The sequence below is a fragment of the Leifsonella bigeumensis genome (assembly GCF_039537265.1).
Classification (GTDB): Bacteria; Actinomycetota; Actinomycetes; order Actinomycetales; family Microbacteriaceae; genus Terrimesophilobacter; species Terrimesophilobacter bigeumensis.
On record NZ_BAABAE010000001.1, the window covers coordinates 261,912 to 273,880 of the forward strand.

14 protein-coding genes are annotated in these 11,969 nt (G+C 65.7%); 8 read left to right on the top strand and 6 right to left on the bottom strand.

The window, feature by feature from the left end:
* Window positions 1-31: 31 nt before the first annotated feature.
* From ABD678_RS01320 to dnaA, 5 genes are all read right to left on the bottom strand, one after another.
* Complete coding sequence (locus tag ABD678_RS01320) at window positions 32-559, bottom strand: DciA family protein (RefSeq protein ID WP_344752924.1); 528 nt, start codon at window positions 557-559, stop codon at window positions 32-34.
* A complete protein-coding gene (recF, locus tag ABD678_RS01325; protein WP_344752925.1) occupies window positions 556-1,755 on the bottom strand; it encodes a DNA replication/repair protein RecF in 1,200 nt (399 codons plus the stop codon). The genes ABD678_RS01320 and recF overlap by 4 nt, the downstream gene beginning before the upstream one ends.
* Window positions 1,756-1,788: 33 nt before the next feature.
* The gene (gene gnd, locus ABD678_RS01330; RefSeq protein WP_344752927.1) at window positions 1,789-2,718 is read right to left on the bottom strand and encodes a phosphogluconate dehydrogenase (NAD(+)-dependent, decarboxylating); all 930 of its coding nucleotides are present in this window, start codon (window positions 2,716-2,718) and stop codon (window positions 1,789-1,791) included.
* Window positions 2,719-3,867 carry a DNA polymerase III subunit beta gene (dnaN, locus tag ABD678_RS01335; RefSeq protein WP_344752928.1) on the bottom strand — a complete coding sequence of 383 codons (1,149 nt, stop codon included), beginning with the start codon at window positions 3,865-3,867 and terminating at the stop codon, window positions 2,719-2,721.
* Between the two features lie 344 nt (window positions 3,868-4,211).
* On the bottom strand, window positions 4,212-5,624 hold the full coding sequence (dnaA, locus tag ABD678_RS01340; RefSeq protein ID WP_344752930.1) for a chromosomal replication initiator protein DnaA: 1,413 nt from the start codon (window positions 5,622-5,624) through the stop codon (window positions 4,212-4,214).
* Window positions 5,625-5,905: 281 nt separating this feature from the next.
* Here dnaA and rpmH point away from each other — a divergent pair, with 281 nt between their 5' ends.
* The 8 genes from rpmH to ABD678_RS01380 all read left to right on the top strand — a co-directional run bounded on the left by rpmH (window position 5,906) and on the right by ABD678_RS01380 (window position 10,915).
* On the top strand, window positions 5,906-6,043 hold the full coding sequence (gene rpmH, locus ABD678_RS01345; protein ID WP_344752931.1) for a 50S ribosomal protein L34: 138 nt from the start codon (window positions 5,906-5,908) through the stop codon (window positions 6,041-6,043).
* A 7-nt stretch (window positions 6,044-6,050) separates the two neighbouring features.
* Window positions 6,051-6,389 (top strand): ribonuclease P protein component, encoded by a 339-nt coding sequence (rnpA, locus tag ABD678_RS01350; protein ID WP_344752933.1) that lies wholly within the window; start codon window positions 6,051-6,053, stop codon window positions 6,387-6,389.
* The gene (gene yidD / locus ABD678_RS01355) at window positions 6,386-6,694 is read left to right on the top strand and encodes a membrane protein insertion efficiency factor YidD (RefSeq protein WP_344752934.1); all 309 of its coding nucleotides are present in this window, start codon (window positions 6,386-6,388) and stop codon (window positions 6,692-6,694) included. The genes rnpA and yidD overlap by 4 nt, the downstream gene beginning before the upstream one ends.
* A gap of 7 nt (window positions 6,695-6,701) precedes the next feature.
* Window positions 6,702-7,649 (top strand): membrane protein insertase YidC, encoded by a 948-nt coding sequence (yidC, locus tag ABD678_RS01360; protein WP_344752936.1) that lies wholly within the window; start codon window positions 6,702-6,704, stop codon window positions 7,647-7,649.
* A gap of 3 nt (window positions 7,650-7,652) precedes the next feature.
* Window positions 7,653-8,198 carry a Jag family protein gene (locus ABD678_RS01365; RefSeq protein ID WP_344752937.1) on the top strand — a complete coding sequence of 182 codons (546 nt, stop codon included), beginning with the start codon at window positions 7,653-7,655 and terminating at the stop codon, window positions 8,196-8,198.
* A 130-nt stretch (window positions 8,199-8,328) separates the two neighbouring features.
* Complete coding sequence (rsmG, locus tag ABD678_RS01370) at window positions 8,329-8,961, top strand: 16S rRNA (guanine(527)-N(7))-methyltransferase RsmG (RefSeq protein ID WP_344752939.1); 633 nt, start codon at window positions 8,329-8,331, stop codon at window positions 8,959-8,961.
* A gap of 128 nt (window positions 8,962-9,089) precedes the next feature.
* Window positions 9,090-9,971 carry a ParA family protein gene (locus ABD678_RS01375; protein WP_344753525.1) on the top strand — a complete coding sequence of 294 codons (882 nt, stop codon included), beginning with the start codon at window positions 9,090-9,092 and terminating at the stop codon, window positions 9,969-9,971.
* Window positions 9,971-10,915: a ParB/RepB/Spo0J family partition protein gene (locus tag ABD678_RS01380; RefSeq protein WP_344752941.1), complete on the top strand. Its 945-nt coding sequence runs from the start codon at window positions 9,971-9,973 to the stop codon at window positions 10,913-10,915. Before ABD678_RS01375 ends, ABD678_RS01380 begins: the two co-directional genes overlap by 1 nt.
* A 102-nt stretch (window positions 10,916-11,017) precedes the next feature.
* Here ABD678_RS01380 and ABD678_RS01385 read toward each other — a convergent pair whose 3' ends face one another.
* On the bottom strand, window positions 11,018-11,965 hold the full coding sequence (locus ABD678_RS01385) for a D-alanine--D-alanine ligase family protein (protein ID WP_344752943.1): 948 nt from the start codon (window positions 11,963-11,965) through the stop codon (window positions 11,018-11,020).
* Window positions 11,966-11,969: the final 4 nt, after the last annotated feature.

Genomic DNA, 11,969 nt, shown 5'->3' on the forward strand with positions numbered 1-11,969 from the left:
GGTTCGCCGTCAGAACCCCATTTTTGCCCTGTCAGCCGTAAGTATCGCGTGGACCGCGCCCTGGAATTGATCTGCGGCCCCTTTTCCACGAGGGAACACCCGGCCCGTCGAAGCGCAGTGTGCGGATGCCGGCATCCGGGTAGCGCCGGGAGACCTGGGTGAGGATCTGCGAGCGCATGAGACGCAGTTGCGTCGCCCAGGCCGTGGAGTCGCAGGAGACCGTGAGCACGCCGTCCTCGATGCCGACCGGGGCCGAGTGAACGGCCGTCTCGGCACCCACGATGTCCTGCCAGGAGGAGAGGAGCTCGGACCTCGCGAGCGGCGAGTTCCAGCCGAGCCGGGCGGTGAGCGCGTCGACGACCTCGGCGATCCCCTTCGGATCCCGCCCCTCGCCGAACGGCGCACTCAAGCCCGGCTCCCGCTTCGCCCGCCTGCGCGCATCGCGGGAGGTCGACGACGCATCGCCGAAGACCCGGCGAAAACGCTGGAACACGGCGACGTGCTCCGGAGTGGCCTCGCCCCGGACGGCGGGGTCGGGAGACGGGTTCTCAGGCGTCACCGGTCCTCCTCTCCACCGACGATTCTGCCCGCTTCGATGCGCACGGTGTGGTGGGCGAGCCGCTCCGGGACGTCCCCGAACACGGCGGCCGTGATGAGCACCTGCTCGAAGTCGGCCACCGCCTCGGCGAGACGCGTGCGTCGGGACTCGTCGAGTTCCGCGAACACATCGTCGAGGATGAGCACCGGGTCCCCCGCGGTCGACTCCCGCCTCAGCACCGCGGCCGAGGCGAGTTTGAGCGCGAGCGCGAAAGACCAGGACTCACCATGGCTCGCATAGCCGCGCGCCGGCATCCCGTTGAGTTCGAGCAGCAGGTCGTCTCGATGGGGTCCCACGAGAGTGACACCGCGGTCCAGTTCGCTCCGGCGAAGCCGGTCGAGCGACTCGCGGAACCTGACCGCGGCTTCGGTCGCGTCGATACCGGCTCCATCGACGCCGGCCGGGGACAGCGCGCCGCCAGTCGCGACCGAGGAATCGCCGTCGGCATCCGGATCCCCTCCCAGGATGCTCAGCCGGCTCGCGAGCGCGGCGCGGTGATCGTCGCCCGCGACCGCGATGTAGGCGGCGGAGACCTCCGGGCGCAACTCATCCACGAGCCTGCCCCTGGCCTCGATGAGTTCGGAGCCGAGCGCCACGAGCCGCTCATCCCACACCTCGAGCGTGCCCAGCTGACCTTCGCGCACACCGGATGCCCTGGCCGACTTGAGCAGGGAGTTGCGCTGCCGGAGCACGCGCTCGTAGTCGGCGATGACCCCCGAGATCCTCGGAGTGCGCAGCACGAGCAACTCGTCGAGAAAGCGGCGCCGGCCGGCCGGCTCCCCCCGCACGAGCGCAAGGTCCTCCGGGGCGAAGAGAACGGTGGAGACGTAGCGCGGCAGCTCACGCACCTTGATCTCGTTGCGGTTGAGCATGGCGCGGTTAGCACCGGCCCGATTGAGCTGCACCTCCAGGAGCAGCTCCCGACCGTCGTGCCGCAGTCGCGCGCGGATGACCGCCGCATCCGCCCCCTGCCGGATCATCGCCTGCTCCGTCGAGACCCGGTGCGAGCCGAGCGTGCTCAGGTAGCCGAGAGACTCCACGAGATTCGTCTTGCCCTGCCCATTGCTGCCGACGAAGAGGTTCGGACCCGCGACGAGCTCGACCTCGGCCGACGCGTAGTTGCGGAAGTCGGTGAGACTGAGCGCTGAGACGATCACGGTGTTCGGGCGGGGTGGCGACCGGGCATCGGCTCAGTCCGCCTTCTTGACCGCGTGCCCGCCGAACTGGTGACGCAGCGCCGCCACCGCCTTCATCGCGGGCGACTCGTCACCCTGCCGGGACACGAAGCGGGCGAAGATGGATGCCGAGATCGCCGGCATGGGAACGGCGTTGTCGATCGCCTCTTCGAGGGTCCACCGGCCCTCACCCGAATCCTCGACATAGCCCTCGATCTCCTCGAAGTCCGGGTCCTGTTCGAGCGCGCGGACGAGCAGTTCGAGCAGCCAGGAGCGTACGACTGTTCCGCGCTGCCAGGCCTTGAAGGTTCCCGTGACATCTTTGATGAGGTCTTCTCTTTTATCGAGGAGTTCGTAGCCCTCCGCAAATGCTTGCATGAGACCGTATTCGATGCCGTTGTGCACCATCTTGGCGTAGTGGCCGGCCCCCACCGGGCCGACATGGACGAAGCCCTCAGCACGAGGACCCTCCGGGCGCAGCGCATCGAAGATCGGCATCGCCCGCGTCACGTCGTCGTCCGCGCCACCGACCATCAGGCCGTAGCCGTTCTCGAGACCCCAGATCCCCCCGGAGACCCCGGCATCCACGAAACCGATCGACTTCTTCGCCGTGAGCTCCGCGTGGCGGGCGTCCTCGGTGAAGCGCGAGTTCCCCCCGTCGATGATGAGGTCGCCCTTCTCGAGCAGGCCCACGAGTTCCTCGACGACCGAGTGCGTGATGTCGCCGGCCGGGACCATGACCCAGACGATGCGCGGAGCCGGGAGTGCCGCGGCGAGATCGGCGAGACTCGCGACATCCGTCACATCGGGATTCTTGTCGTACCCGGTGACCTCGATCCCCTGGTCTCGCAGCCTTTTCCGCATGTTGCTGCCCATCCTGCCGAGACCGACGAGGCCGATGTGCATTGCCATCACTTCTTCCTTAGGCGTCGCTACCGGCGACAATCAGCGCAACAGCAGGTTGGGCTGCAGCAGGTACTTGTAATTGTCCGCCCCCGGCTGGTCCTTCGAGGTCTGGCTTGTGATGAGCACCGGACCGGGCTTGTTCGGGTTGTCGGTCTTCGTGAACGAGATCCGTACGAATTCCGAATGCACGGCGCCGAGGCCGTCGAGGAGGAACTGCGGCTTGAGGGAGACGACCGTGTCCCCGCCGTTCAGGTGACCGTCGATGGTCTCGGATGCCTGGGCCTGCTCCGAACCGATCGCCTCGAGGGTGACGCCGTCGATCGTGAAGGTGAACCGCAGCGCGGCCTCCCGCTCGAGCACGAGCGCGACACGACGCACCGCCTCCATGAGGTCGGCGGTGTTCATGACGGCGTAGTTGTCGACCGACTCGGGGAAGAGCCGGCGAACAGGCGGGAAGTTCCCCTTGATGAGCAGAGAGGTCACGGTCTTGTTGTCAGCACTGAAGGCGATGAGCTCGCGTTCGTCGGTGCTCGTGATCGACACCGCGATCGTTCCACTGTGACCGAAGGTCTTGCCGATCTCGGTGAGGGTCCGGGCCGGGACCAGGGCGGTGACCGGGTCGGATGGCTTCGCTCCGGAGGCCTCCCAGTCGATCTCTCGGATGGCGACACGGTAACGGTCGGTGGCCACCAGGCTCAGGCTGTTCTCGCCGACCTCGAGCTGCACTCCGGTGATGACCGGGGTCACGTCGTCGCGACTCGCGGCAACGGCGACCTGGGAGACCGCGGTCGAGAACGCCTCGGCCGGCAGTATGCCCGACTTCTCGGAGACCTCCGGCAGTGTCGGGTACTCCTCGACCGGCATGCTCAACAACGTGAAGTTCGCCGATCCGCACTTGACGACGATCTTCGAGCCTTCCGTCTCGAGGTGCACCGGAGCGTTCGGCAGCCGGCTCGCGATGTCGGCCAGGAGTCGGCCGGAGACGAGGATGCGACCGCCGTCCTCGACATCCGCGGCGATCGTCGCCTGGGTCGATACCTCGTAGTCGAAGGACGAGAGGGTGAGTCCGGCATCCGTGGCGTCGATGAGTACACCGCTCAGGATCGGCAGGGTCGTTCGCTGTGGAAGCATTTTGACCGCGAATGAAACAGCCTCACTGAAGACGTCACGATTGACTTGGAACTTCATGATCACCTCTGTCGATCCTTGCGCAGCCGAAAGTTCGGTCAGGGCCTTAATACTGGCACAGGCGCTCGATTGCACGTAGTCCGGCCCTCAAGGGTTATCTTCTCCCTCTCATTCTTTAAAGAACTAATGACATTAACCGTTGTGGAAAGTGTGGAGAACACGACGGTCGTCAACCGGCACAGGGTAATCACAATGGTGTGAGATGTGGATGCCGTGTGGGCTCGAGGGGAGATGGGTGTCACGATGCGCGGTAGTTCTCCTCCCGCGTTCACAGCTTCGGGCTGGGTATGCACATCGACCCTGATACTTATCCACAAGTTATCCACAGTCTGGGGAGAATGTGATCAGGCCTTGTTATAGCGATGATTCTGCTTGATGCGACTCGTGAGCTCGGTGACCTGGTTGTAGATCGATCGACGCTCTTTCATGAGTTCGCTGATCTTCTTGTTCGCGTACATGACCGTCGTGTGATCCCGGTTGCCGAACAACTGCCCGATCTTCGGCAGCGAGAGGTTCGTGAGCTCTCGGCACAGGTACATGGCGATCTGGCGGGCGGTGGCCACGGCCTGGGAACGGGAAGAGCCGTAGAGGTCGTCGACCGTGAGCTTGAAGTACTCGGCGGTGTGATTGATGATGTCGACCGGCGCGATGACGTTGTCCTCGTCGAGGGTGATGAGGTCCTTGAGCACGGTCTGGACGAGCGAGAGGTCGACCGGGGTCTTGTTGAGGCTCGAGAAGGCGGTGACGCGAATGAGAGTGCCCTCGAGTTCGCGGATGTTCGAGGAGACCTTCGAGGCCATGTACTCGAGGATGTCGTCCGGAACCTGGAGGCGTTCGCTCTGCGCCTTCTTCCGGAGGATCGCGATGCGGGTCTCGAGGTCGGGGGCCTGGACATCCGTGATGAGGCCCCACTCGAACCGCGACCGCATCCGGTCCTCGAACCCGGTGAGGTGCTTGGGCGGCAGGTCGCTCGTGATGACGACCTGTTTGTTGTGATCGTGCAGGGTGTTGAAGGTGTGGAAGAACGCCTCCTGGGTGGAGTCCTTGCCCTGCAGGAACTGGATGTCGTCGATCAGCAGGACATCAATCTCGCGGTAGCGGGACTGGAACACCGAAGCCCGGTTGTTGGCGATGGAGTTGATGAAGTCGTTGGTGAACTCCTCCGAGCTCACATAGCGGATGCGGATGCCGGGGTAGAGGCTTTCGGCGTAGTGGCCGATGGCGTGAAGGAGGTGGGTCTTGCCGAGGCCGGACTCGCCGTAGATGAAGAGCGGGTTGTAGGCCTTGGCGGGCGCCTCGGCCACAGCGACCGCGGCAGCGTGGGCGAAGCGGTTGGAACCGCCGATGACGAAATTGTCGAAGCTGTACTTCGGGTTCAGCCGCGAGTCCGATTTACGACCCGATTCCACTGGCGCGAGGCTCAGCTGCTGTTCGATGTAAGGCTGTTCTGCCGGTTCGACGGTCTGTTCGAGGTAGTCCTGGGCGATATCCGGGTTGACGACGATGGCGAAGTTCGAGACCGACTCATCCTCGCCGAGGGTCGAGATCGCATTGAGGAGCGGGAGCCGGATGCGCTGCTCGAGCATGCCGCGAGTCAGATCGTTGGGAACTTCGAGGTAGAGCGTCCCCGCCATGACACCCTTGGGTTCGACGAGGGAGAGGAAGCCTTCCAGCTGCGGTGTGATGCGGTCATCGCTGCGCAGGGCCGTGAGCACGGCCTGCCAGAGTTCCTGGATCGGATCGGCTCCCTCGTCCATGATTCCCCTTGCTCAACGGATGGTTACTCACAGGGTTATCCACCGACTGTGCAGTGAGACCACCTTAGTTTGTCGAGGGCAGTGGCAGGCAACCCCCGGTTTCGAACCGAGGAGAGCCGCCGACTGCGATCGGGACGCTTTCGGCGGCGGTTTGACCCGGGGCCGCAAAGCCCGTACCTTTAATCAGTTGACTTCTGCCGATTCGGCTACCCTACTTCCCAGGGCTTCAGTGTTCACGTGCTGTGCGCCCAGTGGAGATCCCAACACTGTGGAGACAAGCAATGAGCAAGAGGACTTTCCAGCCCAACAACCGCAAGCGCGCGAAGGTCCACGGGTTCCGCCTGCGGATGCGCACCCGTGCCGGCCGCGCCATCCTGAGCGCCCGTCGCCGCAAGGGCCGCACCGAACTCTCCGCTTGAGTCGACAGTGCTGGCGCGGGCCAACCGACTGGTCTCGGCCGATGACTACCGCACGGTTCTCCGTCGCGGGCGACGCGTTGCGACAGCGAACACGGTGGTCAGCATCCTCGACACCGGCAGCGGAACCATGGCACGGTTCGGTTTCATCGTCACCAGAAAGGTGGGGAACGCCGTGAGCCGCAACAGGGTGAGGCGTCGCATGAAGGCGATCGCCCGCGAACTCGTCGACGGTGGCGTGAGGGGTGTCGACGTCGTCGTTCGCGCGCTGCCCGATGCCGCGTCAGCGAACTGGGCTACCCTGCACTCTGAGATCACGGCAGCGATGGACGGGAGCACACGACGGTGAGAACCTTCGCCACCTTCCTCTACCTGCTTCCCCGGAACGCTCTCGTTCTGATTCTCCGTGGATATCGCGCGGTCATCTCACCGCTCTACGGGGATGTCTGCCGCTACTACCCCTCCTGCTCCCACTACGCGCTTCACGCCATCCAGAAGCACGGTGTCGTGAAGGGGATCTGGCTCGGGAGCCTGCGCATCGCACGGTGCCACCCGTGGGCGCGCGGTGGCGTGGACGACGTTCCGGAGAACCCGAGACAGAAGTACGGCGTGACGAGATTCGGTTTCGTCATCCCGCTGAACGGAAAGGCCTGACGCCCGAATGGACTTCATCGGCACCATCCTCTGGCCCATCAAGTGGGCCATTGAGGCGATCCTCGTAGCGTTCCACTGGGTATTCACGAGCATCGGCATGGACAAGGACGATGGAACCACCTGGGTGCTCTCGATCGTGGGGCTCGTGCTCGTCGTCCGTGCGCTCCTGATCCCGATCTTCGTCCGCCAGATCAAGAGCCAGCGGAAGATGCTCGAGGTGGCCCCGCACCTCAAGAAGATCCAGGACAAGTACAAGGGCAAGAAGGACCAGTTCTCCCGCGAGGCGATGTCTCGCGAGACGATGGAGATGTACAAGAAGACCGGGACGAACCCGCTCTCCTCCTGCCTCCCTCTTCTGCTCCAGATGCCGATCTTCTTCGGACTGTTCTCGGTGCTGCAGGATGCGCAGCACGAGAAGGTCGGTGTGGGTCTGCTGAATCTCGACCTGTCGAGGTCCTTCGGGGAGTCGATCTTCCTCGGAGCCCCGCTCAAGCTCGCTATCAGCACGGCGGACGGCAGCGTTCCCGTCATCATCATCGCCTCGATCATGGTCGTTCTCATGACCGCGTCGCAGTTCATCACGCAACTGCAGATCATGTCCAAGAACCAGGCTCCGGAGACCAAGGCGAGCCCGATGTACAAGCAGCAGCGGATGCTGCTGTACGTGCTCCCCTTCGTCTTCCTCTTCTCCGGCTTCACCTTCCCGCTCGGCGTGATGTTCTACTGGCTCGTCTCCAACTTCTGGACGATGGCGCAGCAGTTCATCGTCATCCGGAACATGCCGACTCCCGGCAGCGAGGCGGCGCTCGCCCGTGAAGCACGCATGGCGAAGAGGAACCAGCGCCGCGGAATCACGATCGTCGAGGACGAGGCCCCCGAGGCTCCGGAACCGCCGAAGCCGACCCAGCGGACCCAGCCGGTCAATCCGAAGAACCGCAAAAAGAAGAAGAGGTAGCAGGTGTCCGAGCTCTCCCCCCAGGACGACAAGGTCGTCGAGGACGTCGACGCCCAGGAGCCGTCCCCATCGGCCGACCGTGAGCGCACCACCGCACAGCTCGAGGAAGAGGGCGATATCGCGGCCGACTACATCGAGGAGCTCCTCGATATCACGGATCTCGACGGTGACATCGACATCGACGCACGGGATGGTCGCGCCTACGTGTCCGTCAACTCCAGTCAGGACAGCAACCTTCGCCTCCTGTCGAAGCCGGAGACGGTGACCGCTCTCCAGGAGCTGGCCCGGATCGCGGTCCAGGCGAAGACGGGTTCCTTCTCGCGGCTCATCCTTGACGTCGGCGGCTCCCGGGAGACGCGTGAGGCGGAGCTCGCCCGGCTCGTCGAGCGCGCGGCGGAGCGGCTCGAGGAAGGGGCGGCATCCGTTGCCCTTCCACCGATGTCCTCGTACGAACGCAAGCTCGTGCACGACCTCGTCGCGGCGAAGGGGCTGACTTCGGAATCCGAGGGCGAAGGCCGGGACCGGCACACCGTCATCACGGCTGCCTAGAGATGTTTCACGTGAAACGTCGACCGAGACGGTCGACGGCGCTGGCACGGCTTCGCCTGCTGCGAAGGCCAGAAGTGGCCTTCGCTCCAAGCTCCAGCGCGTTCGCGTGAAACATCGAAGGAGTCGATAGATGGATCACCCGACCGTAGAGCCCGAACCCGCACTTGCGGCGGAGCTCTTCGGCGACCGCATCGAGCTTGCACGGAGGTACGCCGCCGATCTCGCCAAACGCGGCCCGGAACTCGGCCTCATCGGACCGCTCGAGCTTCCCCGCCTCTGGACCCGGCACATCCTGAACTCGGCGCTCGTCGCCCCCCTGCTTCGGCCGGGTCGGGTCGGCGATGTCGGCAGCGGTGCCGGCCTCCCCGGTATCGTCCTCGCGATCGCACGACCCGACGTCCACTTCATCCTCATCGAGCCGATGGAGCGCCGTGTGGAGTGGTTGCTTCAGGAGGTCGGCCGGCTCGGACTCGACGACGTCGAGGTGCTGAGGGCGCGAGCCGAGGAGGCGAAGCTCTCGCCGTTCCTCGACCAGGTCACCGCCCGGGCGGTGAGCGCGCTGTCGAAGCTCATCCCGATCACCGCACCGCTCGTACGATCGGGTGGAGAACTCCTCTTCCTCAAGGGCGCCAGCGTTGAGCGTGAGTTCGCGTCGGCCGAGAAGGCGATCCGCAAGGCGCATCTCGTGGATGCCGAGATCCTGACCCTGGGCGAGGAGCTCGGCACGGAATCCACCAGAGTGTTTCGGGCTACAGTTGACTGACCGTCTGTGGCCGCCCGGCGGGCCGGCCCCACTCGCCGGCGCCGCCGAGCGGCCAGGCGAATCCCGTGATCGAACAACCGAGGTTTCACGTGAAACATCCTGAGAAGACCGACGAGGCCGAGACGCCGATGACGGCCGACGAGACGACTCCCCTCGCCCGGGAACTCGCCGACCTGACCCGCCGCCGGCAGGCCCTGGCCGCACAGGAGCTTCCGCTGCCCGGTTCCACTCGAGTGTTCACGGTCGCCAACCAGAAGGGCGGAGTCGGCAAGACCACCACGACGGTCAATCTCGCCGCAGCGCTCGCGCGGGCCGGGGCCAAAGTCCTCGTGATCGATCTCGACCCGCAGGGGAACGCGTCGACGGCGATCGGTGTGGAGCACAGGGCGGACACCGCGAGCGTATACGACGTCATCATCAACGACGAGCCGATGGCGGCGGTCGTGCAGGCGAGCCCCGAGTTCGGGACGCTGTACTGCGTTCCGGCCACCATCCACCTCGCCGGGGCCGAGATCGAGCTGGTCTCGCTCGTCGCCCGCGAACAGCGTCTGCGCACGGCTCTTGAGACCTTCCTCGAGGGCTCCCCCGAGCCGTACCACTACGTCTTCATCGACTGCCCGCCCTCGCTCGGCCTCCTGACCATCAACGCCTTCGTCGCGGCGACCGAGGTGCTCATCCCCATCCAGTGCGAGTACTACGCGCTCGAGGGGCTCAGCCAGCTTCTCTCCAACATCCAGCTCATCGAGCGCCACCTGAATCCGGAACTCACGGTCTCCACGATCCTCATGACGATGTACGACTCGCGGACCAACCTTGCCAACCAGGTCGTGCAGGATGTCCGCGAACACTTCCCCGAACAGGTGCTCGACACGCTCATCCCGCGCTCGGTGCGGATCTCCGAGGCGCCGAGCTACGGGCAGAGCGTCATCAGCTACGACACCAATTCATCCGGCTCCCTCTCCTACCGTGAGGCGGCCGCCGAGATCGCACACAGAGGGGCACCGCGCTGATGGCCGCTGCGAAGAGAACCGGACTCGGGCGCGGAATCGGCGCCCTCATCCCCACCGAGGAGGGAACCCCGGACCGCCCCGTCGATGTGTTCTTCCCGACCGGCGCGCGGGAGGGGCTCGTCTCGGTGCCGGGTGCGCGCCTGGCCAACATCTCCCCGGACGACATCATCCCGAACGCCGCCCAGCCGCGCACCGACTTCGTCAAGGAGAAGCTGGATGAGCTGGTCGCCTCTATTCGCGAGGTCGGCGTCCTTCAGCCGGTCGTCGTACGCGCCATCGAAGGCGCGGCACCCGGAGAACCGAAGTACGAGCTCATCATGGGCGAGCGGCGGCTGAGGGCGACCAAGCAGCTCGGGCTCGACACCATCCCGGCCGTCATCAAGAACACGGCCGACGAGGAGATGCTGCGCGACGCGCTCCTCGAGAACCTGCATCGTGCGGACCTCAACCCGCTGGAGGAGGCCTCGGCCTATCAGCAGCTCCTCGCCGACTTCGGCATCACGCAGGATCAGCTCGCGGGCCGCATCGGACGATCCCGACCACAGATCAGCAACACGCTGCGCCTGCTCAAGCTGCCGGCTTCGGTACAGAAGCGCGTCGCCTCCGGCGTGCTCAGCGCGGGCCACGCGCGAGCGGTGCTCGCTGCGGGGGACGATGCCGCCATGGAGCGGCTCGCCGACAAGATCGTCAACGAGGACCTCACCGTGCGCGGGGCCGAGGCGGCTGCCGGTCTCGTGTCCACCAAGCCTCCTCGTTCGGCCAGGCCGACGGCCGGGAAGCGCCAGGCTCAGCTCAACGAGATCGCCGAACGGCTCGGCGACCGTCTGAACACCCGGGTCAAGGTCTCGCTCGGGGCGAGTAAGGGCACGCTCACGATCGACTTCGCGTCGGTCGCCGACCTCAACCGCATCCTCGGTGAGTTGGGCGAGCCCGGATACTCCTAGGCCGCGTGTATCACGGGGCGGATTTCGAGTGACTTTCCCCTCGCTCTGGCAGTGAACGGAGCCGCCGCGACGGCAAAGTCACTCGAAATCCATCGCGTGATACTAGCGACGCGCGGCCTCGACGAGGGCACTGTAGATCCAGCCGAGGTCGTGGCCGGCCGCCTCGAGCGCCTGGGGCAGGAGCGAGGTCTCGGTGAGCCCCGGCACGACGTTGCACTCGAGGAACCAGGGAACGCCATCCGCATCCACCATGAAGTCGACGCGGGAGAGGTTCCCGAGACCGAGCGCCGTGTGCGCAGTGATGGCCGCTGAGGCGGCCCGCTCGGCCACCACGGCATCCAGCCTCGCCGGCGTGTAGAAACGCGTCTCGCCGGCGTTATAGCGGGCCTCGAAGCTGTACACGCCGGAGACCGGCTCGATCTCGACTGCGGGGAGGGCGACAGGGCCGTCGCCGGTGTCGATCACCCCGATCGCGACCTCGACGCCGGTGATCGCCGCCTCGACGATGGCGACGTCGCAGTAGGTGTAGGCGTCCACCATGGCGCGGGAGAGCTCATCGAGGTCCTTCACGATCGTGACGCCCTGTGCGGAGCCGCCCTGTGCCGGCTTGACGACGAGCGGTGGCCTCAGTGAGTCGGTGAGGGTTCCGAGCACTCGTGCGGCGCCCAGGTCGCGGAAGGCGTCGCGTGGGAGGGTGATGGAGCGCGGAGTCTGGAGACCGGCCCGCCCGATGATCGTCTTCGCGGTCGGCTTGTCCCAGGCCAGTCGGGCCGCGCCGGAGGCGGAGCCGATGAAGGGGATGCCGACGAACTCGAGGATCGCGTAGAGGGAGCCGTCCTCCCCGCTCGAGCCGTGCAGGACCGGCCAGATGACGTCGGGGGCGCTGGCGGCGATGTGGTCGAGGAGGGCGGCGTCCGGGTCGCGGAGCTCGACGGTGATGCCGTGCTCGGCAAGGGCGTCCGCGACGCGGCGCCCGGAGCGCAGGGAGACATCGCGCTCGTGGGAGATGCCTCCGGCGAGGACGAGGACTCGGGTGGGTGCGGTGCTCATGTCG

Excerpts from the sequence above, each read along its gene's own strand:
- dnaN (WP_344752928.1), bottom strand. The coding sequence starts at position 3,867 with ATGAAGTTCCAAGTCAATCGTGACGTCTTCAGTGAGGCTGTTTCATTC.
- dnaA (WP_344752930.1), bottom strand. The coding sequence starts at position 5,624 with ATGGACGAGGGAGCCGATCCGATCCAGGAACTCTGGCAGGCCGTGCTC.
- rpmH (WP_344752931.1), top strand. The coding sequence starts at position 5,906 with ATGAGCAAGAGGACTTTCCAGCCCAACAACCGCAAGCGCGCGAAGGTC.
- yidC (WP_344752936.1), top strand. The coding sequence starts at position 6,702 with ATGGACTTCATCGGCACCATCCTCTGGCCCATCAAGTGGGCCATTGAG.
- rsmG (WP_344752939.1), top strand. The coding sequence starts at position 8,329 with ATGGATCACCCGACCGTAGAGCCCGAACCCGCACTTGCGGCGGAGCTC.
- ABD678_RS01375 (WP_344753525.1), top strand. The coding sequence starts at position 9,090 with ATGACGGCCGACGAGACGACTCCCCTCGCCCGGGAACTCGCCGACCTG.
- ABD678_RS01380 (WP_344752941.1), top strand. The coding sequence starts at position 9,971 with ATGGCCGCTGCGAAGAGAACCGGACTCGGGCGCGGAATCGGCGCCCTC.
- ABD678_RS01385 (WP_344752943.1), bottom strand. The coding sequence starts at position 11,965 with ATGAGCACCGCACCCACCCGAGTCCTCGTCCTCGCCGGAGGCATCTCC.